Consider the following 20,851-nt stretch of genomic DNA (forward strand, 5'->3'; position numbering starts at 1 on the left):
ATTTTCTGGTGGCCCCATCGCTGGCTTGAGATGTCGCACCGGCTGAGACCTGCTTGCTGGAGTTGAGTCGATGTCCCTTACCGATGTTATGATCCGTTCGCTTAAGCCGGAAGACCGCCCCTACAAACGCGCGGACTCTGGAGGCCTGTATCTGGAGGTGCGCCCGACAGGCGCAAAGCTCTGGCGCTTCAAGTATCGGCATCTCGGGAAAGATAACCGCATCGCGCTCGGAGCCTATCCGGAAGTGCGCTTGGCCGAGGCTAGGCAATTGCGCGACGATGCCCGGCGTAAGCTGCGCGAGGGCGTAGACCCGCTTGCCGAGCGCAAGCGTCAGAAGCTGATCGCGCAGTTTAATGCCGGAAACACGTTCGGTGACATCGCCAAGGAGTATATCGACAAGTCGGTCGCCGAGGGGCGAGCCGATGCGACGACGGTGAAGGCGAACTGGCTCCTCGACCAGCTCAAGCCTATCGCGACCATGCCTGTCGCCGACCTCAAGCCCGTTGAGGTTCTGGCTGTGCTCAAAAGGATCGAGGCGCGCGGCAAATATGAAACGGCGCGTCGCGCCCGCTCCTTCGCCAGCAGGGTCTTCCGCTATGCGGTCGCGACTGGAAGAGGAGAGAGCGATCCTACTGCCGTGTTGCGGGGGGCGCTAATCGCCCCGCGTGTGACGCACCACGCTGCGCTCTTGGAACCGGAGGCAGTCGGTGCGTTGCTGCGGTCTGTCGATGCATATACCGGAAACGCGATTACGCGGCTCGGGTGTCAAATCGCGCCTCATGTGATGGCCAGGCCTGGAGAGCTGCGTAAAGCCCTGTGGCCAGAGATCGATCTCGATAATGCGGTATGGAATATCCCTGCTGAGCGCATGAAGATGCGCCGACCTCATGCCGTACCATTGTCGCGTCAGGTCGTGAGCTATTTGAGGGAGCTTCACGCGCTTACCGGGCCCGAAGGGTTCGTCTTTCCTGCCTTTCACACGTTTCGCCGGCCAATGAGCGAGAACACCCTCAATCAGGCGTTCCGCCGCATGGGATACTCCACCGGGGAGGTAACAGCTCACGGCCTGCGGACCACCGCCTCTTCGCTCTTGAATGAAAGCGGCAAATGGCATCCAGATGCGATCGAGCGCTCACTGGCGCATGCGGACGCCAATGCCGTTCGCGGGACCTATAATCGAGGGCGCTATTGGGATGAACGGGTAGCAATGCACCAGTGGTGGAGCGATTATCTCGACGCTCTACGCGCGTCCGACGAAGCCCAGATCTCGGCCCTAACCGCAAAATGAAACGCCTCCACTTGCAAAATCTGGCATTTGTTCCTATGAATGAAGATGTGGATTTTCATTCTGGAGAATGTCATGGCGACGCGGCTGGCCTCGCAGGCGGATCAGGGACGAGTTCTCTCGGAAGCGGTCGCGCGTGTGGCTACGTGCTGGAAATTGACGAACGAGCAGTTGGGCTCGGTGGTCGGTATTTCCGCGGCAACGGCCTCGCGGCTTCGTTCCGGCAGTTATCAACTTCAGCGAGCCGAGAAGGCGTTCGAACTGGGGCAGTATCTCGTCCGGCTTTTTCGCAGCCTCGATGCGCTCATGGGAAGCGACGATGTGGCGTCCACGTCTTGGCTGAAGTCGGAAAACTTGGATCTTGGCGGCAGGCCCATCGATCTGATCCGCACGATCCGTGGTCTGAACGACGTGACCGACTATGTCGATGATTACCGCGCCCGCGTTTGAGCGAACGCCGAAGCCGGAGCATTTTCGCGCGTACAGGGGAAAGCTGTGGCGGATTGTCGAGGCACAACATCGAATTTCGACCAACCGTCTGGCTGCTGGCGCCGATGATCAAGCGTTGCTCGAACAGCTGGTGGAAGAAGTAAAGCCGACCTTGCCGGTGATGAGGTCGCTCCCGAACCCAACGAAATCGGCCGCGCATTCTTCAGTGCGGTGCTGGATCGCGCTTCCTCAATCGGCATAGCATTAGAACCGGACGCCGAACTGGTCGTAGGCCAATGGTTGGGCATCGAGTGAACGAAACGAGGAGAAACTTCTCAGATTTGGAAGGAGAGACGATGTGGGCTTGATCTCATCAATTTTTCGATCCCTTGTCCGCGGAACGGTGGTCGTCCACCGGCGTGCATCGAAGATCGACAAAATCAACGTATGGAAGACGAGCAAGAAATTGCGCGGGGACTGGATCCCGCACGACGAATGGATAAAGGGCAGACGACGGCGCTAGATCACGCTCGCCTGATGATATTCGGCCCGAGAGTTGCGTTCCGTCTGAAGCTTAACACCACGGACGACGCCCGCCGTCATATCGACGCGCCAGGCCTTCTTCGACGAGCGTATCGCCGACCGATTGTCCGTTCACATGTATGATGCGAAGTTTTCGTCCATAGCGATCCTCGTCTCTGTCAATTGGACGGAGTTCAATGGGGCCGCTCTCAAGGAGATGGTGAAGCCGCTCGGTGGCGCGATCGCCCAACTCCTTTTCGGCCGAGCAGCCGGAGTTGTGGGTTTCCGGGGTATCGATGTCGGCAATCCGGATCTTGGTGCCATGCAGCCAGATCGTGTCGCCGTCGACGATACAGTTCTCGCCGCCACCCGTGTGACAGAATGAGAAGTCGATGCGCTCTCCGTCTGCCTTAATTGCAGATGGCTCAGGCGTAGGATCATTTCCCCGATTTATTTGCGCAGCTGCCGATGTCGCAAGGGGCAGCGGTTGCTCTGATTTCCGGGCGAACCAGCCGGAAAAATAGGCCTGTGCGACACCGACCGTCAGAACGAATGTTGCCAGGAAAAGAAGGGCGCCAGTACGCCGAACAGGCCGCGGTCGCTTCGTGTATGTGGATGTTGGCCGACGCCCCCGGCTATAACGATTGCGGCGCATCGCTAACTCTCGCGGTACCTATAGACAGTGGGTCAACCTCGGGGAAGGGCAGTCTCATGCTACCCTCACGAGGGACGAAAGCTGAACAATGACCACCACCTTTGCATGCTGGGTGGTTCGGACACGGCGGGGGCCTCGACCGTGGTCTTGCGCAACTTCCTGTCGACAGCTTGCTTTGCTGCCAGCCGCAATTGCGCCAGTGCCTGATCTAGCGGGTCCATTATTTTGTTCGCGCCATGGGAATCGCCTCGCTTGTTGTCCGACGTAGCCGGATATTGTGGATCGGCGTGCAAAAAGGGCTCTGACTCACTTTTGGTGCAAGTGCGTTGATAATGGCGAGTTTCCCCGAAGGAGGATATCGCCATGCATGGGAGCGGTTTTCGCGAAGCCATTGCGCCAATAGGATTGGTGATCGACAAGGTCGAGTATGCCGCCGATCAGATACTGATCACCGGGCGATCCCGATTTCGAGTTTCGATCTGCCCGAACTGCTGCCGCCCATCTGCGCGTGTCCACAGTCGATATCACCGTACACTCGCCGATCTACCATCTCATGGCCGGCCGGTTCGGATTACTCTTGTCGCCCGGCGTTTTCGTTGCGCCACATCCCGCTGCACCACGCGTATCTTCGTTGAACGCTTTCCTCCGGATGTGACTGCAACATTTGCCCGGCGTACGACCCGCCTGGATTCTATCGTACATCACCTTGGGCTGGCGCTGGGTGGGCGTCCGGCGGCCAGCTTGGCGCGCCGCCTTCTGATGCCGGTCAGCAAGGACACATTGCTTCGAACTGTGCGTCGGCGCTTCAAGGGCGCTCAGGTTAAGCCTACGATCATCGGCATCGACGACTGGGCGTGGAAGCGCGGACAGCGATATGGCACGATCGTCTGTGATCTGGAGCGCCGACAGATTATCGACCTCCTCCCCGATCGTGGCGTCGCCACCGTAGAAGCGTGGCTCAAGGCCCGGCCGGAGATCTGCATTATCTCGCGTGATCGCGGTGGCGGGTACCGGCATGCGGCCGCGCGCGCCTTGCCTGACGCCCTGCAGATTGCCGATCGCTGGCATTTGATGGAGAATGCCAGCCAGGCGTTCCTCGACGCTGTCCGTAAATCTATGCGCGCCATTCGCCAGGCACTTCAATCCGCCGAACCCGATCCAGAACTCCTCACCTGCGCTGAGCGGCTTCAATACGAAGGCTTCAAGCGGCGTCAGGATGCCGATGATGCGATCCGTGTGCTGCTTGGAAAAGGGGCGTCCATCAAGGCGGTCGTTCGCGCGACCGGCTATGCCCGCAAGACCGTACGCCAGGTCGCTCGTGGCGGACGATCCGATATGTTCCGCACCCGGCTTAGCTCTCTCGACCCGTGGCTCGGGACGCTCGATGCCGAATGGCGTTCCGGTTGCCAAAATGGTGCCGAACTCTGGCGGCGGCTCAAAATCATCGGCTTTAACGGAAGCCTGCGTGTCGTTGCAGAATGGGCGACGCGGCGGAGGCGCAACGAGGCAGCTCCGAACAACGTGTCGCGCGTCATTCCATCAGCCCGTGTGATTGCCCGGCTTATGACGATGGCACGCGATCAACTCTCGCAATCAGAAGCCACGCTTATCGCGACGATTGAAGCCGCCGTCCCGGCGCTCGTCGTCGTTCGAAATCTTGCCGACCGATTCCACCGGATCATCAGGCAACAGAAAGACTTCGAGCTCGCCACATGGATCGACGAAGCCCGGAAAACGCCGCTTCGTTCGTTTGCCAATGGCTTGAGCGACGACTGGAATGCGGTGAAGGCCGCTATCGTAGAGCCCTGGTCCAACGGGCAAACGGAAGGGCAGATCACGAAGTTGAAGCTCGTCAAACGCCAGATGTATGGGCGCGCCAAGCTCGATTTGCTGCGGGCGAGGCTGATGCCACCTCTCGATCATCCCTCTTTATTGCACCAAAAGTGAGTCAGAGCCCCTTTTGCGCGCCGATAGGGGGTCCCGTTTGCACGCCGATTGACACCGGATATCAATTCGACGCCTACGTTGGTCGCTCGCTGTCGCCGTTCCATCCGCCATACGGTCGACCGGGACGATCATCTGCGCGCCGGACAGTGGCAGAATTGCTGCACCTTTCAGGCGAGGATCCGACCTCAATATTCCAACGACGGCAACGGCCCGGGCCATTGCAAGGCCCGCGTTGTCGGTCGACTGAAGGCCGCGAATGGGAAATCGATTCGTTGAAGCGCTGACCAGCTTTGCGTCGAGATTGCTCGATCCGACCATTGGAACTTCATCGGTGTGGCCGATTACCTCGATCACGTTTACGTCGTAATCCACGAGATTGCGGGCCAGCATAGGGATGACTTCGTTCTTTAGGTTCTGCTCAAACTCTGGCCTCAAGGTCGCTTTGCCGCTGTCGAAAAAATAACCCTTGGCTTCGCTGAGGCTGACGAAGGGCGGCCATTCCCCCTTCTTCGATCGATTGGCATCGGCAGCCAGGTTCTTCGCATAGAGGCCATCGAAGCCGACGTCGTCCGACGACAGGTCGAAGCCGCGGATGACGAAGACCTCGCCGGCGATGCCGAAGCCCAGTGCGGTGCGGATTGTCGGGTCGTTTTCCAGCACTTCGCCCAGCGAGTCTGGCTGCTGGTTGAGAATCAGCGCCTCGTTGTAGCTGCGGATGTTGAACGGAATATCCTCGGCGGCCTTGGTGCCGAACACGCCGACATTGCCGCCGGCGGTGACCTTCGTCTGGTTGTTGCGCTGCGCGGTGACGACGATGTCGTCGCCGCCGACCGCGTCCTGCGCGATGGCAGGCGCCGTGATCGCGAGCATCGATGCCCCGGCGGTCAGGCCGATCATGCCGCGGAGGGAGAGACTGGACATGTTATTCCCCTTTTTGATGCGGCTTCACGCCGCGGGTCGGATGTCAGGTGCGGCGGAACGTCATGGCCCAGCCGACGGCGAAAACGGGTATGGCGAGTGCGGCCCAGGAAGCGGCGTCGCGAAGCCCGTCGCCGGTCAGCGCGACGACGAGGCCCGCGATGCTGACGAGCGCAACGAGAAGCGGGATTGCGAAGATCGCGGCGAGGCCATGTTTCTTCCTCATTCGGCAGGCACCAGCGCGCCGCCGCTCTCGACCTCGCGAACGAGCGCGTCGGTGCCGCTGCGGCGTTTTCCGAGCCAGAGATAGAGGCCCGAACCGAGGACGATCATCGTGAAGAGGGTGAGGATCGCCCACAGGATCTTGAGCGGCAGCCCGCCATAATCGCCAAAATGGAGCGGCTGCGACAGCGCGAGCGCCTTGGTGTACCAGGGCATCGGCCGTGCGTCGGTGAACTCCCCGGTCTCGGCGTCGATCAGCGCCGAGGTGAGCAGGCGTTCGGTCAGCGGCGTATCGCCCTGGAAGAAGACGGCATAATGGTGCCGACTGCTGAAATTGCCGCCGGGGAAGGCGATGAACTGCGGATTGTTGCCGGGGATCGCCTTGCGCGCCGCGGCCATTGCCTTGTCGATCGAGCCGTAACGCGATGGCGGCACCGCGCCCTTGCCGTCATAGGCCTTGGTCATCTCGGCGAGCTCGGTTGTCTGCCAATATTGGAAGATCGGGGTCGCGAGCGCGTTGATCACCCCGGTTGCGCCGACGACACTCATCCACGCGAGCGCGACGATGCCGAGGAGGTTGTGATAGTCGAGCCATTTGACGCGGGCGCTGCGCGACGTGCGTAGCGTCCCGAAGTCGAGCTTCTTCATGAAGGGCGCATAGAGCACGACGCCGGAGACGATCGCGACCACGAACAGCAGCCCCATGAATCCGAGGAACAGCATCCCGGGCAGACCGAGGAACATGTCGGTATGGAGCTGGAGCAGGAAGTGCATCACCCCGTCCTCGTCGACCGCGCCCGTCCGCTCGCCGGTCGAGCGATCGAAGAGCTGGATCGTCATATCCTGGGCAGGGGAGTCGGGGCGCGGCGCGGTGGTGATCGTCAGCGACGGCTGATCGTTGTCGAACGCCATGAAGACCGGGACTTCGCCCGGCCGGGCGGCGAGCGCTTTCGCCAGCATTTCGTCGAGTGGCCTGAGGCCCGGCGCTTCGCGCGACGAGCCGACGCCGGGCATGCCATAAGCCGGGGGGCCTTCGGTCAGCGCGTCGATTTCGTCGTGGAAGATCAGCGGCAGGCCGGTCGCGCACAGCATCAGCAGGAAAGCCGTGCAGACGATGCTCGTCCACTTATGGATGAGAAACCAGGTCCGGACGGTCGATCGCTGCACGGAACGCTCTATTCGCGATATTGAAAAGGATTATCAATAGCAGCCATTAGGTGCCTGCTTGATGGCATGCAAGCGGTTTCGCGCCGTGGGCGGAGCAAGCCAAAGCTCGAGGCAGCGCGCGCGTTACGGTATCGTCCGCATAACGGCGTCTGTTTTCATTAAGGATGCACGGGTTCCAGGCACTGCTCGGCATCGGATTCCATCTGGATGGTTGCATGCGAAATACCGAACTCGTCATGGAGCATCTCGGATATCGCTCGCCGCACGGCTTCGGGATCACCGCCGGGCTGAAAGACAGCATGCGCCGTCAGGCTCATGTCGCTTCCCGCAATCGACCAGAGATGGAGGTCGTGCACCTCCATTACCCCGGCGACCTTGGCCATGCTCGTCCGAACCGATCCAAGATCGACGCCGCGCGGCACGCCTTGCAGCAGGATGTTCGTCGTGTCGCGCAGCAATATCCAGGTCCGCGGCAGCACCCACAGGCCGATCGCGATCGCGACGATCGGGTCGACCCAGCTCCAGCCGGTAAAATAGATCAGCGCCGCGGCGGCGATCACGCCGAGCGAGCCGAGCATGTCCGCCCACACCTCCAGATAGGCGCCCTTGACGTTGAGGCTTTCGTCCTTCCCGCCTGCGAGCACGCGCATCGCGATGAGGTTGATGACGAGCCCGGCCACGGCGACCGCGAGCATGCCGAGCGACTGCACCTCCTGCGGTTCGACGAACCTCCTGATCCCTTCATAGAGTACATAGGCGGCGACCGCGAAGAGGAGCAGCGCGTTGAACGCCGCGGCAAGGATTTCGAAGCGGCGGTAGCCATAGGTGCGCCTGTCGTCGGCGGGCCGTCGCCCGATACGGATCGCCGCAAGCGCGATCGCGAGCGCTGCCGCATCGGTGAACATATGTGCGGCATCGGACAGAAGGGCGAGGCTGTTGAACAGCCACGCCCCCGCCAGTTCGGCGATCAGGAAGGTGCCGGTCAGCGCCAGCGCGATCGTCAGGCTGCGGGCGTTGGCCCCGGCCGCATGATCGTGCCCGGCGTGATCGCCTTCGTCATGGCTATGCGAATGCGCCATCTTCGATCCTTTCCTCTGTCTTCGCCCGCTCTCCCCCATAACGCGCATAGAGGGTCGGAAGCACGAAAAGGGTGAGCAGGGTCGCCGAGATCAGCCCGCCGATCACCACGGTAGCGAGTGGTTTCTGGACTTCGGCGCCCGCGCCCGTCGCAAGCGCCATCGGCACGAAACCGAGGCTGGCGACGAGCGCGGTCATCACGACCGGCCGCAGGCGTTGCAGCGCCCCCAGGCGCGCGGCTTCGGCGCGCGCGACGCCGCTGCGCATCAGATCCTGGATCGAGGACACCATCACGAGACCATTGAGGACGGCGATCCCGGACAGCGCGATGAAACCAACGGCTGCCGAAATCGAGAAGTCCATCCCGCGCAGGAACAGCGCCAGCACGCCGCCGATCAGCGCCAGCGGAATCCCCGTGAACACGATCGCCGCGTCGCGCGGCGAACGAAGCGCGCCATAGAGCAGCAACAGGATCAGCACGAAGCACGCCGGAATGACGAGTTGGAGCCGGTCACGCGCCGAAGCCAGATTCTCGAACTGACCACCCCATTCGAGATAACTGCCGGCCGGCAGGCGAACATCCTTGGAGATCGCCGCTTTTGCATCGGCCACGACGTCCGAGATCGCGCGCCCGCGGACATTGGCCTGCACCACGACGCGGCGCTTGCCGTTTTCGCGGCTGATCTGGTTCGGCCCGTCGACGATCGCGATATCGGCGACGCTGGCGAGCGGGACGAAGGCGCCGCCAGCGACCGGAACCTGTATCTGTTCAAGCACCGACAAGTCCGAACGCTGCGTATCCGCAAGGCGCACGACGACCGGGAAGCGGCGGTCGCCCTCGAAGATCGTGCCGGCCTGACGTCCGCCGATCGTCGCGGTCACGACATCGTGCACGTCCTGCGCGGTGACGCCGAGCCGCGCCATCGCGTCGCGGTTGGCGCGGATGTCGAGCATCGAAAGGCCCTCGGTTTCCTCGACGCGCACATCGGTGGCTCCTTCCGTCGTGCGCAGGATCGCGGCGATTTCCCGCGCGGTCGCATTCATTGCGTCGAAATCGTCGCCGAATATCTTGACCGCCACGTCGCCGCGCACCCCGGCGATGAGTTCGTTGAAGCGCATCTGGATCGGTTGCGTGATTTCATAGGCATTGCCCGGAAACTTGTTCAGTTCCTTCTCCAGCCGCTCGACGAGATCGGCCTTGGCGAGGTTCGGGTCGGGCCATTCCTTCCGCGGTTTCAGGATGACGAAATTGTCGGTGGCGTTGGGCGGCATCGGATCGGACGCGAGGTCTGCGGTGCCGGTCTTCGAAAACACGATCGCGACCTCGGGCTGTTTCGACAGCATGCGCTCGATCGGCAGCTGCATCGCCTGGCTCTGCTCGACCGAGGTCGAGGGAACGCGGAAGGCCTGAATCATCAGATCGCCTTCGTCGAGCTGCGGCAGAAACACCTGCCCGAGCGAGAGGAAAGCGATGATCGCGACAACGAACCCGCCGATTCCGGCGCCGATGGTCAGCTTCGGTTTGGCCATCGCCCGGTCGAGGCCGGGTTCGTACCGCTGCTTGAGCCAGGTCATGATCCGCCCCTCCTTCTCCTCGACCCGCTTCGAAAGCCAGATCGCGATCGCGGCGGGCACGAAGGTGAGCGAGAGGATGAAGGCGAATCCGAGCGCGATGATGACGGTCAGCGCCATCGGGATGAAGGTCTTGCCCTCGACCCCGCTCAGCGTCAGCAGCGGCACGTAGACGAGGATGATGATGGCCTGGCCATAGACCGATGGCCGCACCATCTCTCGCGCTGCCGCGGCAACGGTCGCCAGCCGCTCCTCGATCGTCAGGATGCGGCCGTGCCGGTGCTGGAGGTCGGCCATGCGCCGCAGCGCATTTTCGACGATGATCACCGCGCCGTCGACGATCAGGCCGAAGTCGAGCGCGCCGAGGCTCATCAGGTTCGCCGAAACGCCCGCCTGCAGCATGCCGAAGCTGGTCAGCAGCATCGTCACCGGAATGACGAGCGCGGCGATCAGCGCCGCCCGGAAATTGCCGAGCAGCAGGAACAGGACGACGATGACGAGCAATGCGCCTTCGGTCAGGTTCTTGCCGACCGTCCAGATCGTCGCATTGACGAGCTTGGTGCGGTCCAGCACCGGCTCGACGATGACATCGGGTGGGAGCGAGGCGTTGATGCCCGCGAGCCGGTCGGCGACCGCCGTCGCGACCGTGCGGCTGTTCTCGCCGATCCGCATGATCGCGGTGCCGACGACGACCTCCGTGCCCGCTTCGGACGCCGAGCCCATCCGGACGGCCTGCCCGGTGCGGACGCTCGCAACCTGATCGAGCGTGATCGGAACCCCCGCCCGCGTCGCGACGACGGTGCGCGAAAGCTCGGCGGCGTTGCGGATGAGCGCATCAGAGCGGACCGCGAGCCCTTCGCCGTTGCGCTCGACTACGCCGCCGCCGACGGCGGTATTGTTGCGCTCGAGCGCTTCGGCGAGGTCGGCGAGGCCGAGGCCGAGCGCGGCGAGCCGCTGCACGTCGGGGACGACCATATATTGCTTCGAATAACCGCCGATTGCATCGATCCCGGCAACTCCGGGAACGGTGCGCAGAAGCGGGGTAACGATCCAGTCCTGCGCGGTACGCAGATAGGTCGCCTTGTCGGCTTCGGTGACGAGCCGCTCGCCCTCGGGCGTCATATAACTGCCGTCGGGCTGAAGGCCGGGTTCGCCGGGTTTGTGAACGTCGTCCTTGCGATGCGCAAGCCGCACCGTCCACATATAGACCTCGCCGAGCCCGGTCGCGATCGGCCCCATTTCGGGGCGGACGCCGTCCGGCATCGTCTCGGCGGCTTCGTTCAACCGTTCGCCGACCTGTTGCCGCGCGAAATAGATATCGGTCCTGTCGGTAAAGACGGCCGTTACCTGCGCAAATCCGTTGCGGCTCAGCGAGCGGGTATATTCGAGGCCGGGAATCCCCGCGAGCGCGGTCTCGATCGGGAAAGCGACCTGCTTTTCGATCAGTTCGGGCGAGAGCGCAGGCGCGCGGACATTGATCTGGATCTGATTGTTGGTGATGTCGGGAACCGCGTCGATCGGCAGGCGTGAGAGCGCGAAGGCGCCGATGACAGCGGAAATGGCGGTGAGCAGGACGACAAGCCAGCGATTGTCGACCGCCCAGGTGACGGTGCGGGCGATCATGGCTCAGTCCTCATGCCCTGCTTCGCCCTTGCCGATCTCGGCCTTGAGCGCGAAGCTGTTGGTGATCGCGATCTCTTCGCTGCCCCTGAGGCCGGATCGCACGATGACATTCGGGCCGGCACGGTCGCCGGGAACGACCGGAACCGCCCTGAATCCTTCCTTGGTGCGGACGAAAACGACGCTCTTGCCCTCGACTGTCTGGATCGCGGTGGAGGGAACGCTGATCGACGTATCGCCGCCATCGCCCGCGAGCGCGATCGAAGCGGTGACCGCTTCGCCGACACGCCATTGCCCGGCCCGGTTGTCGAGGATCGCGATGGCGGGCACGAGCCGGGTCGCCGGATCGAGCGCGGGCGAGACGAAGCCGATCTTGCCGCTGGCCTGCCTCCCGGGCGCGCTGACCGTGACAATCGCACCAGGACGGATGCGCCCGGCGTCGGCGGGTTGCAGGTTCAGCGCGAGCGACACGCTCGACAGATCGGCGATGCGGTAGAGTTCGGCGTCCGCCGCGACCGTCTGGCCGAGCACGACGCTGCGCGAAATGATCTGGCCCGAGATCGGCGCCGCGATGGCGATGCGGTTGAGCTGGCCGCCGCCGCCGCCGGCCGCCGCCACCTGTTGCTGCGCGAGCCGATAGGCGATGCGCGCTTCGGTCGCCGCCGTGCGTGCCGCGATGACGTCCTGTTCCGGCGAGACGCGCTGCGCGAACAGCCGCTCCTCGCGCGCGAGGTTGGAGTCGGCGAGCGCAAGCCGGGCTTTCGTCGCCTGCACCTCGCCCTGCAACTGTGCCGCCTCGCGGCTCTCGATGATCGCGAGCGTCTGCCCGCGGCCGACGCTCTGGCCGAGATGGCGATTGAGCGCGACGACGCGCCCGCCGATCGCCGCCGATACCGCCTGCGTTCCCTGCGGATCGCCTTCGATCGTCGCGGGAAGCTGGAGCGCGCCTGCGCTGCCGACGGCCGGTCGGCCGAGCGTAATGCCTGCGACCCGGATCTGCTCTGCGGTGAGCGCGATATGGCCTTCCTCGGCGTGGCCGCCTTCTGTCTCGCCATGTTCATCGGCGGGCTTGGCGTTCTCGCTGCCGCTGCACGCTGAGAGCAAAAGTGGCACCAGCGCGGCGGAGAGCAGCTTTCGATTGATGAAGATATTCATGGAATCAATTCCCTTCGATGGGCGCGGGAGCGGTGAGGCGCTCCAACCGGGCCCTGGCAAGTTGATAGGAGGCGAGCGCTTCGATCGAAGCCGATCTCGTTTCGATCAGCGTCCGTTCGGCATCGAGCAATTCGAGCTGTCCGAACTTGCCCTCGCGGTATCCGATGCGCGCTATCCGCGCGGCCTCCATCGCCGCCGAGAGCGCCGGGCCGCTGGCAACCCGCGCCGCGGCCGCCGCATTGTGCACTTCGACCTCGGCGTCGCTGATCTGCTGCTCGACGTCGAGCGCGGTCATGCGGCGCTGCGCATCGGCACGGCGCCGTCTGGCGTTGGCCGCTTCGACCGCGGCGCGCCCGTTGTTGAACAGCGGCAGCGGCATCGAGATGCTGAAGACCGCCGCGACGTCGCTGGTCGCCTCGATCCGGCGGACCCCCGGCCCGACCGTCAGGTCAGGCGCGCGCTGCGATCTTGCGAGTTGCACGCCTGCGTCCGCTGTCGCGAGTTCGGCTTCGGCCGCGGCGAGCGCGAGGCTGCCAGCCGAGGAAGCGGGGCGCGGCGGACCCACCGTTCCGCTTGTCGGCCCGCCGAGAATGCTGACGTCGAGTGGCCCGGTGATCGGACGTCCGACCCGCCGCGCGAGATTGGCGCGCGCAGCGTCCGCGAGACGCCGTGTCCTGTCGACATCGACTTCGGCGTTGAGGCGCGCGACTTCGGCGCGTTCCTGTTCGAGCGGCGAGGCGCGACCCGCTTGCACGCGAACGGTCGCGGCACGCGCCGTGTCGCTGGCGATCCGGAACTGGTCCTCGGCGATCGCGAACCGGATTCTGGCAGCCGCGGCCTGAATATAGAGTTCGGTGACCTGCAACCGGATATCGGCCTGTACGATCGTCCGGGCGAGGAGCGCGCGGCGTGCCTCGGCATCGGCCACTGCGATCCGTGCTCGTCGCTTGCCGCCGAGTTCGAGCGGAATGGCGAGACTGGCGGTGACGTCGGCGCCGTTGACCCCGCTATAGGGGCCCGTGCCGACGAAATTCTCGACTTCGACCAGCAGCGCGGGATTGGGCCTGAGGCCTGCAACCCGGCGTCCGGCCTCGGCCGAATCGACCTCCGCCGTCGCGGCTTCCGCTGCCGGAGCGCTGCCGGTCGCGAGCGCGATGGCATCGTCGAGCGTCAGCAACGGCTCCGATATTGGCCGGCTCACGACGCCGGCCTGCTGTGCATGCGCGATTGCGACGCACGATGTGGCTGCCACCAGGGCAGCAACGAACCTGAACATAAGATCCATCCTCAATTGATCCGGGGGATCGCCGCACGACGCGGCGAGCGCGCTCAGATCGCGAGAGGTGGATCGAGAAGGGGGGGCAGGGTGCGCGAGGGAAGCTGCGTGACGCCAGACGCGAACAGCGGCGCGCGCGCGAACGTCCATGGGGTATCGGATGCAGGCCGCAAGTCGGGCGCGACGGGACAATGATGGTGGCCGCCATGCATCAGCTTCGATGCCGGCTCCTGACTGTCCCGGTCGCCGTCATCGGCCGAAAGATGGAAGGCGGCTTCATCGGCAGTGGCATGCGCCGACGCGGGTTCGGCCAGATGCATGCTGCAAAGCAGCACCCCGATAATCATCAGCAGTCGCATCATCGCACCCGGCATGACTGCTTCCCTTATCGGCCCGAAGCCATTTTGTCGCGCTGCGAAATCAGCGCTTCGAGGTCGGATGGGATCGGCATCGGCTTGAAGGCGCTGATCCGGGCCCGGCCCGTATTGCCGACCGGCAGGCGCCCCGTGAGCGAGCCGAGCGGCACGAGCGCGAGACGGAACAACTGCCCGGCGGCCTCGCGTCCATCGCCTAGCGCGAGCGCGTAGCCGAGCATGCGCCAGTGCGAAGCGAGGTGAAGCGCGAAAAAGGACTGCGCGACGACATGCGCACGTTCGAGCGCGATCCAGGCGGAACGGCCATCACCGGCGGTGCGCGCCGCGCGATAGCGATCAAGCTCGCCCGCGATCAGCTTCCTCGCCTGCTTCCGATCGATCGTGTCCACGAAATCTCCCTTGGTCGATTCGCGCCTTTATGCGCCCTGTAGCGGCTACAGGGTCAAGCCTTAGGGTCGAAATTCCCCTCTGGGCTGGGAACCGACTGGGGGCAGCCGGTTCTGCGCGCGGTCCGAATTCATCCTGAATGGAGGCGGTCGGTGCCCCCGCATCACCCCGCACGGATTTCGCCGATGGTCTTGCCGGTCCATCGGCGGATCGCGCGGCGCAGGTTCGCGCTGTCGCTGAAACCCACTTTCCAGGCCACGTCGTCGACGCTCATGCGGGTCGTCTGCAGATATTCGATGGCCAGCTTGCGGCGCACGTCGTCGACGATCTCGCCATAGCTGGTGTCCTCGGCCGCGAGGCGGCGGCGAAGCGTGCGCTCCTGCAGGCCGAGCTGGTCCGCGATCGCCGTCATCGACGGAAAGTGGTTCGGGGTGAGCAGCAGCAGTTGATAGACCTCGCCCGACAGGCCCGACGACATCCGCGACTGCCCGATCAGCCGGTCGCATGTTTCCTCGAGCATCGTCCTCGTGAGGCGATTGCCCAGTTCCGGCGTCTGCTCGAGGATGCCGATCGGATAGTGAAGCTCGTTCGCCTCCTGCGCGTACAGGCAGGGGCAGGACAATTCGCGCTCGTCCTCCGCCGAATGGGCGTCTTCGGCGAGCGCGAACAGCGCGCGGACCGGCAGATTGTCCGATCCCGCCGTGTCGTGGATGTGCGTGTACGTCATCTTCATCTGCTGGCGGACGAGGAAGGTGCGCACGTCGCTGCTCATCACGTCGCGATAGATTTCGTGAAACTGCCAGATCGCGAACTCCCCCTCGATCCGCCAGCCGAGGCGCACGGTGGGGGTGGCGAGCGGCTGATACCGCACCGCGAAATCGAAGAAGTCGCGCATCGTCGGCGAGCACATCAGCGCATAGCCGTACATGCCGTAGGCCGACAGGTGGAGGCGCGACCCGATCGCGAACGCATCGCTGAACTGGGCGCCGGCGGACACGATGTTCTGGCAGGCGATCAGATATTGGCCGATCGACGTCAGCGTATGGGGATTGCGCACTTCGGCGAGCGTCAGGCCGGTGCGGTCGAGCACGGTCTCCGGCGCGATGCCGCGGCCAGCCACCGTGTCGATCACGGTGGCCAGCTTGAAAGGCGCAAAGATGCGTTGATTCAGCGAAGGAAAGCCGGCGCGGCCATTGCCGTTGGCGAATGCGCCTTGACCATCATCGACAGGCATATCGTTCCTCAGAATAAAGCGTGTCCGCCAAAGACACAGCGATGTCCGCTAATGCTCTTACAAACCGCTCTGGCAAATCATAAGCACGACATCAAGCCGGCAGAGCCCGGCGCCAGGAAAAGCCTAGCCAGGGAAGAGGAACATCATGTCGATCAGAACCATTCTCAAGGGACGCCGCGCGCGCATGCTGTGCGGGTCCGCAATCGCGGCGGCCATGCTGGGCGCAACGGCTGCCGCTCATGCCCAGAGCGCCGACGATAGCCAGGACAGCGCGGCGGAAGCCGATACGGAGATCGTCGTCACCGGCACGAGCATCCGCGGCATTCCGCCGACCGGATCGGGCCTCATCAGCGTGTCGCGCGAAGACGCAAAGCTGATCGGCGCGGCGAGCACCCCCGAACTGCTGGCGACCGTGCCGCAGCTCAACAGCTTCAACACCGCCCCGCGCACGAGCAACGGCGGCCTCGGCTCCTTCGCGCCGGGCCTGCGCGGCCTGCCGTCCGCCGCGACCCTGCCGCTGATGAACGGGCATCGCCTGATCTCTGGCAGCACCCAGCAGACCAATCCCGACTATCCGTTTCTTCCCGAACTCGCGATCGAGCGTGTCGAGATCGTCGCCGACGGCGCATCGGCGATCTACGGCTCCGACGCGGTCGCGGGCGTCGTCAACTTCATCACCCGCAAGCGCGTATCGGGGATCGAGGCCAACGTCCGCTACGGTTTCGCGGACGATTATCACGCCCTCAACGCGGGCGTCCTTTTCGGGCACGAATGGAGCAGCGGCTCGTTCGTCGCGGCCTATCAATATTCGCAGAACGGCAACATCACCGGGGCGGACCGCCGGTACCGGTCGCTCGACTTCCGGGCGGCCGGCGGTATCGACACGCGTTCGGCGGTGTGCCCGGACGCCAACGTCAACCTGTTCACCGGACCGATCTATGCCGCGCCCGGCCTGGCGCCGGGCCTCAACACCTGCGACCCGCGCGGGCCGGTCGATCTCGTTCCGGAGAACCGCACGCACAGCCTGTTCGTTTCGGCGCGGCAGGATCTGTCGTCCAGCGTCACATTGTGGGGCGACCTGCTCTATTCGGATCGCAAGGACGTGGTGCAGGCCGCGCTGCCGGGCCAGACATTCGTTCTGATAACCGCGACCAACCCCTTTTTCCGGGCCCCGCCGGGCACCGGCGCCCTGTTCGAGTTCGTCGATTTTCGCCCCGACAATCTGGTCGGCGCGGATCATTTCGACCAGACCTATCGCGTCAGGACCGGCAATGCGACGGCCGGGATCGACGTCAAGCTGCCCGGCGACTTCAAGGCGAGCCTGTACGGGACCTTCAACTGGTCGCGCAACGATACTTTCCAGCCGGGGATCGACACCACCGCCCTGACGGCGGCGGCGGCCGGGACCACGACCGCGACGGCGCTCGATCCGTTCGGTACCGGGACCAGCCCCACCGTCGTCGCCGCCATTCTCGACAATCCGACCGACTTCACCAATCATCAGCGCACCCGGATCGGTGCCGTGAAGGTCGACGGCCCGCTGGCCGATCTGCCGGGCGGCGAGGTCAAGGTCGCTCTTGGCGCCGAATATCGCCGCGAAACATATGATCAGCGCGGATCGAGCGGCGGCGTCGGATTTCCCGAGGATCTGAAACGCAGCGTCCAGTCGCTGTACGGGGAATTGTTCGTGCCGATCGTCGGCGAAGGCAATGCCTCGCCGATGCTCCGCAGCCTCGCGCTGTCGCTTTCGGGGCGCTACGATCATTACAGCGATTTCGGTTCGACGACCAATCCGAAGGTCGGCATCACCTGGGAGCCGGTGGACGGGTTGAATTTTCGCGGAAGCTACGGTCGTTCGTTCAGGGCGCCCGGCCTTCGCGATCTGGGTTCGACCGTCGGTTCCTATTATGCTGCCGCGGCGCTCGTCGATGCTTTCGGCGCCCGCGATCCCCTGCGCGGCGCGGCACAGGTCAACACGATGCTGCTTTACGGCGGCAACCAGAATCTGAAACCCGAAAAGGCGCGGACCTTTTCGCTCGGCGTCGATTTCCGGCCCGTATTCGCTCCGGGATTCAGCGCCGGCGCGACCTTCTACGACATCAAATATAATGACGTCATCGGCACGCCGTCGGGCCTCGGCGCGCTGCTCTTCACCGACCCGACCTTTGCGTCGCTCGTCATCCGCGACCCGACCGCCGCGCAGGTCGCGGCGGCGATTACCGACACCGTTCCCTTCTTCTACACCTTCTCGGCGGTGCCGACGATCGAGAACATATTGGACTTGCGCCAGGGGAACTTCGGCATCCGCAAGACGAACGGGATCGATTTCGATGTGCGTTACCGGCATACGGCGGGTTTTGGCACGATTTTCGGCGGCGTCGCCGGCAACTATATCCTGAAATACCGGACCCGGTTGTCGCCGACCTCGGCGGTCAGCGATTCGCTCGAGGCGGGCATCCCGCGAACCACGCTGCGCACGACGCTGGGAGTCACGGCGGGGCCGGTCACTCTGGTCAACTTCGTCAATCATCGCAGCGGGGTCACCGCTTCCTTTGCGACGCCGACCGGGTCGGGCCTCTATCATTCGAAGGGCTACACCACGGTGGACCTGCGCCTGTCCCTGCGGCTGCCCGATACGGGTTTCGCCAGGGGAACGGAGATTGCGCTGCAGATCAACGATCTGTTCGACAAGAAGCCGCCCTTCTTCCCCGGGACGGACGGCATCGGCGGCGCCCATAATGCGATCGGCCGCTATGCGGCGATGAGCCTGCGCACCGCCTTCTGATGCCATGGGCGGCGATCTTCGATGAGGTCGCCGCCCGTCGTTCACCCGCCTGATCGAGCGGAACTGGGGCCGGTGCAGCGCTCCTCGTCATATCTCCCTGAAATGAAACAAGGTCTGTTATGAGTCATGCCAGCAACAGCGCGGACGCCCCGGCTCCCGTTCCGCAGATCCGCCTGTATTCGGACTGGCTCAAGACCACGCACGATCTGGAATTCGCGGAATATGAGGATTTGCGCCGCTGGTCGGTCGACGATCTAGAAGGCTTCTGGCGCAGCATCTGGGATTATTATCGGATCGAATCCCCGACGCCGTTCGCGGCCGTGCTCGGCGAAGACGCCATGCCGGGCGCGCGCTGGTTCGACGGGGCGCAGGTCAGTTACGCCCGGCACGTGTTTCGCCATGCGGTCCCCGCCGACGCCGCCGGCCAGCCCGCGATCGTCGCCGAGAACGAACGCGGCGACCGGGCGGTCCTCAGCTGGGCGGACCTCAGGCGGCAGGCGGCGTCGCTGGCGCTCGAACTGCGCCGGCACGGGGTCGGGCGGGGCGACCGCGTGGCCGCCTATCTTCCCAACATCCCGGCGGCGGTGATCGGCCTCCTGGCATGCGCCAGCCTGGGGGCGATATGGACGCTGTGCTCGCCCGACATGGGGGCCAATGCGGTACTCGACCGCTTCCGCCAGACGAGGCCCAGGGTGCTGATCGCGGTGGACGGCGTCGCCTATGGCGGCAAGGCCATGGACCGCAGCGCCGCCGTCGCCGAGATTCGGCGTCAACTGCCCTGCATCGAAGTGCTGCTCGTCATCGACAGCGGATTCGGCGAGGACAAGGTGCCGGGCGCCGTCGCCTTCGAAGAGGCGGTGGCGCGCGACGATGCCGAGGTCGCGGCGTTCGAACCCGAATGGCTGCCCTTCGATCACCCGCTGTGGATTCTCTATTCGAGCGGGACCACCGGCCTTCCCAAGCCGATCGTGCACGGACATGGCGGGGTCCTGCTCGCGACCTGTGCGGGCCAGCTCCATTTCGATCTCGGACCGAGCTACGCCCCGAACAATTTCGGCGACCGTTTCCACTGGTACAGCGCCACCGGCTGGGTGATGTGGAACATTCAGGTCGGCGGCCTGCTCAGCGGCACGACCATCTGCCTGTTCGACGGATCGCCCAGCGGGCCCAAGGGGACTCCCGACTGGACCCGGCTGTGGCGGTTCGCGGCGCGCAACGGCGTGACCTGGTTCGGGGCCGGCGCGGCCTTTTTCACGAGCTGCCAGAAGGCCGGGCTCGACCTGTCCCGGATCGGCGGCCTCGAATCCGTTCGCGCGCTCGGCAGCACCGGCTCGCCGCTTCCGCCCGACGTCCAGCGCTGGGGTTCGGCGCAATTCGCCGGATTGGGCCGCCCCGATATCTGGTGGTGCAACGTCAGCGGCGGGACGGAGATCGCGGCCGCCTTCATGGCCGGCAATCCGGAGCTTCCCGACACGCCGGGGCGATTGCAGTGCCGCCACCTCGGCGCCGCGATCGAGGCGTGGGACGAGCGGGGCAAGCCGGTGATCGGCGAAGTCGGCGAACTCGTCTGCACGCGCCCTTTCCCGAGTATGCCCCTGCATTTCTGGGGGGACGAGGACGGCAGCCGCTACCGCGAATCCTATTTCGCCGAATGGCCGGGCATCTGGCGCCACGGCGACTGGCTGACGATCGGCACCGACGGCGGCTGCACGATCTCGGGGCGCAGCGATGCGACGATCAACCGGCACGGCCTGCGCATGGGCACCGCCGAAATCTATTCGGCGGTCGAACGATTGCCACAGATCGCCGACACGATGATCGTCGACATCGAGGGCGCGGACGGCGACAGCCAGCTGATCATGTTCGTCGTTCCGGCCGAGGGACATGGCGTCGATGCGGCGATGGAGGCGGCGGTGGCGACCGCCATTCGCGCCAGCCTGTCGCCGCGTTTCGTGCCCGACCGGCTGATCGCCGCGCCCGGCATTCCGCGCACGCTGTCGGGCAAGAAGCAGGAACTGCCGATCAAAAGGCTGTTCGGCGGCTGGCCCGTGGCGAAGGTGATCAATGCCGACGCGACCGCTACCCCGGAGGTTCTGCCCTGGTATATCGATCGGGCGCAGCGCTGGCGGCGCGACATGGACGCAAAGATGGCGCCGCACGCGGGAGAGGCGATGTAAGGGCGGGAGCCGCCGGCGCGCGCCGGCCGGATCGGGAAAACAATGGGCA

The 20,851-nt window shown here is 64.5% G+C and carries 17 protein-coding genes; 6 read left to right on the forward strand and 11 right to left on the reverse strand.

The features are described 5' to 3' along the window. Positions 1-70 precede the first annotated feature (70 nt). The 3 genes from C3E99_RS04400 to C3E99_RS04410 are packed head-to-tail and all read left to right on the forward strand — an operon-like array spanning position 71 to position 1,976. Positions 71-1,288: a tyrosine-type recombinase/integrase gene (locus tag C3E99_RS04400; RefSeq protein WP_104959463.1), complete on the forward strand. Its 1,218-nt coding sequence runs from the start codon at positions 71-73 to the stop codon at positions 1,286-1,288. Between the two features lie 39 nt (positions 1,289-1,327). Then, complete coding sequence (locus C3E99_RS04405) at positions 1,328-1,735, forward strand: MbcA/ParS/Xre antitoxin family protein (protein ID WP_234002598.1); 408 nt, start codon at positions 1,328-1,330, stop codon at positions 1,733-1,735. Further along, on the forward strand, positions 1,707-1,976 hold the full coding sequence (locus C3E99_RS04410) for a hypothetical protein (protein ID WP_234002599.1): 270 nt from the start codon (positions 1,707-1,709) through the stop codon (positions 1,974-1,976). Before C3E99_RS04405 ends, C3E99_RS04410 begins: the two co-directional genes overlap by 29 nt. A 312-nt stretch (positions 1,977-2,288) precedes the next feature. On the opposite strand, the gene C3E99_RS04415 is transcribed toward C3E99_RS04410, so the two are convergent. After that, entirely contained in the window at positions 2,289-2,891 is a 603-nt protein-coding gene (locus C3E99_RS04415) for a thermonuclease family protein (RefSeq protein WP_104959464.1), read from the reverse strand. Positions 2,892-3,254: 363 nt separating this feature from the next. Here C3E99_RS04415 and C3E99_RS04420 point away from each other — a divergent pair, with 363 nt between their 5' ends. Then, positions 3,255-4,838 (forward strand): ISL3 family transposase, encoded by a 1,584-nt coding sequence (locus C3E99_RS04420; protein ID WP_104959409.1) that lies wholly within the window; start codon positions 3,255-3,257, stop codon positions 4,836-4,838. Here C3E99_RS04420 and C3E99_RS04425 read toward each other — a convergent pair. From C3E99_RS04425 to C3E99_RS04470, 10 genes are all read right to left on the reverse strand, one after another. After that, the gene (locus C3E99_RS04425; protein WP_158682104.1) at positions 4,821-5,759 is read right to left on the reverse strand and encodes a TonB-dependent receptor plug domain-containing protein; all 939 of its coding nucleotides are present in this window, start codon (positions 5,757-5,759) and stop codon (positions 4,821-4,823) included. The two genes, C3E99_RS04420 and C3E99_RS04425, sit on opposite strands and share 18 nt — an antisense overlap. A 43-nt stretch (positions 5,760-5,802) precedes the next feature. After that, positions 5,803-5,982: a hypothetical protein gene (locus C3E99_RS04430; RefSeq protein ID WP_076074668.1), complete on the reverse strand. Its 180-nt coding sequence runs from the start codon at positions 5,980-5,982 to the stop codon at positions 5,803-5,805. Next, positions 5,979-7,145: a PepSY-associated TM helix domain-containing protein gene (locus tag C3E99_RS04435; protein WP_076074671.1), complete on the reverse strand. Its 1,167-nt coding sequence runs from the start codon at positions 7,143-7,145 to the stop codon at positions 5,979-5,981. Before C3E99_RS04435 ends, C3E99_RS04430 begins: the two co-directional genes overlap by 4 nt. Before the next feature lie 158 nt (positions 7,146-7,303). Continuing rightward, positions 7,304-8,224 (reverse strand): cation diffusion facilitator family transporter, encoded by a 921-nt coding sequence (locus C3E99_RS04440; RefSeq protein ID WP_076074673.1) that lies wholly within the window; start codon positions 8,222-8,224, stop codon positions 7,304-7,306. Continuing rightward, complete coding sequence (locus tag C3E99_RS04445) at positions 8,208-11,417, reverse strand: efflux RND transporter permease subunit (RefSeq protein ID WP_076074676.1); 3,210 nt, start codon at positions 11,415-11,417, stop codon at positions 8,208-8,210. Before C3E99_RS04445 ends, C3E99_RS04440 begins: the two co-directional genes overlap by 17 nt. Before the next feature lie 3 nt (positions 11,418-11,420). Then, on the reverse strand, positions 11,421-12,569 hold the full coding sequence (locus tag C3E99_RS04450; protein WP_104959466.1) for an efflux RND transporter periplasmic adaptor subunit: 1,149 nt from the start codon (positions 12,567-12,569) through the stop codon (positions 11,421-11,423). 4 nt (positions 12,570-12,573) lie between these two features. Beyond that, entirely contained in the window at positions 12,574-13,845 is a 1,272-nt protein-coding gene (locus tag C3E99_RS04455) for a TolC family protein (RefSeq protein ID WP_076074681.1), read from the reverse strand. Positions 13,846-13,898: 53 nt separating this feature from the next. After that, positions 13,899-14,219 (reverse strand): hypothetical protein, encoded by a 321-nt coding sequence (locus C3E99_RS04460; protein WP_076074683.1) that lies wholly within the window; start codon positions 14,217-14,219, stop codon positions 13,899-13,901. Between the two features lie 11 nt (positions 14,220-14,230). Next, complete coding sequence (locus C3E99_RS04465) at positions 14,231-14,608, reverse strand: DUF3703 domain-containing protein (protein WP_234002600.1); 378 nt, start codon at positions 14,606-14,608, stop codon at positions 14,231-14,233. 161 nt (positions 14,609-14,769) lie between these two features. Further along, positions 14,770-15,840, reverse strand: coding sequence for an AraC family transcriptional regulator (locus C3E99_RS04470; protein WP_067182456.1), 1,071 nt, complete (start codon positions 15,838-15,840; stop codon positions 14,770-14,772). Positions 15,841-15,985: 145 nt separating this feature from the next. Between C3E99_RS04470 and C3E99_RS04475 the strand changes: the two genes are divergently transcribed. Both C3E99_RS04475 and C3E99_RS04480 read left to right on the forward strand, forming a co-directional pair. Then, the gene (locus C3E99_RS04475; RefSeq protein WP_104959467.1) at positions 15,986-18,625 is read left to right on the forward strand and encodes a TonB-dependent receptor plug domain-containing protein; all 2,640 of its coding nucleotides are present in this window, start codon (positions 15,986-15,988) and stop codon (positions 18,623-18,625) included. Positions 18,626-18,744: 119 nt separating this feature from the next. Then, positions 18,745-20,802, forward strand: a complete 2,058-nt coding sequence (locus C3E99_RS04480; protein ID WP_076074688.1) for an acetoacetate--CoA ligase — start codon at positions 18,745-18,747, stop codon at positions 20,800-20,802. Positions 20,803-20,851: the final 49 nt, after the last annotated feature.

It is taken from the genome of Sphingopyxis sp. MG, from assembly GCF_002953155.1.
In the GTDB taxonomy this organism is placed as follows: domain Bacteria; phylum Pseudomonadota; class Alphaproteobacteria; order Sphingomonadales; family Sphingomonadaceae; genus Sphingopyxis; species Sphingopyxis granuli.

Coding starts and splice junctions, on each gene's coding strand:
- C3E99_RS04400 (WP_104959463.1), top strand. CDS start 71: ATGTCCCTTACCGATGTTATGATCCGTTCGCTTAAGCCGGAAGACCGC.
- C3E99_RS04405 (WP_234002598.1), top strand. CDS start 1,328: ATGAAGATGTGGATTTTCATTCTGGAGAATGTCATGGCGACGCGGCTG.
- C3E99_RS04410 (WP_234002599.1), top strand. CDS start 1,707: ATGTCGATGATTACCGCGCCCGCGTTTGAGCGAACGCCGAAGCCGGAG.
- C3E99_RS04415 (WP_104959464.1), bottom strand. CDS start 2,891: ATGCGCCGCAATCGTTATAGCCGGGGGCGTCGGCCAACATCCACATAC.
- C3E99_RS04420 (WP_104959409.1), top strand. CDS start 3,255: ATGCATGGGAGCGGTTTTCGCGAAGCCATTGCGCCAATAGGATTGGTG.
- C3E99_RS04425 (WP_158682104.1), bottom strand. CDS start 5,759: ATGTCCAGTCTCTCCCTCCGCGGCATGATCGGCCTGACCGCCGGGGCA.
- C3E99_RS04430 (WP_076074668.1), bottom strand. CDS start 5,982: ATGAGGAAGAAACATGGCCTCGCCGCGATCTTCGCAATCCCGCTTCTC.
- C3E99_RS04440 (WP_076074673.1), bottom strand. CDS start 8,224: ATGGCGCATTCGCATAGCCATGACGAAGGCGATCACGCCGGGCACGAT.
- C3E99_RS04445 (WP_076074676.1), bottom strand. CDS start 11,417: ATGATCGCCCGCACCGTCACCTGGGCGGTCGACAATCGCTGGCTTGTC.
- C3E99_RS04450 (WP_104959466.1), bottom strand. CDS start 12,569: ATGAATATCTTCATCAATCGAAAGCTGCTCTCCGCCGCGCTGGTGCCA.
- C3E99_RS04455 (WP_076074681.1), bottom strand. CDS start 13,845: ATGTTCAGGTTCGTTGCTGCCCTGGTGGCAGCCACATCGTGCGTCGCA.
- C3E99_RS04460 (WP_076074683.1), bottom strand. CDS start 14,219: ATGCCGGGTGCGATGATGCGACTGCTGATGATTATCGGGGTGCTGCTT.
- C3E99_RS04470 (WP_067182456.1), bottom strand. CDS start 15,840: ATGCCTGTCGATGATGGTCAAGGCGCATTCGCCAACGGCAATGGCCGC.
- C3E99_RS04475 (WP_104959467.1), top strand. CDS start 15,986: ATGTCGATCAGAACCATTCTCAAGGGACGCCGCGCGCGCATGCTGTGC.
- C3E99_RS04480 (WP_076074688.1), top strand. CDS start 18,745: ATGAGTCATGCCAGCAACAGCGCGGACGCCCCGGCTCCCGTTCCGCAG.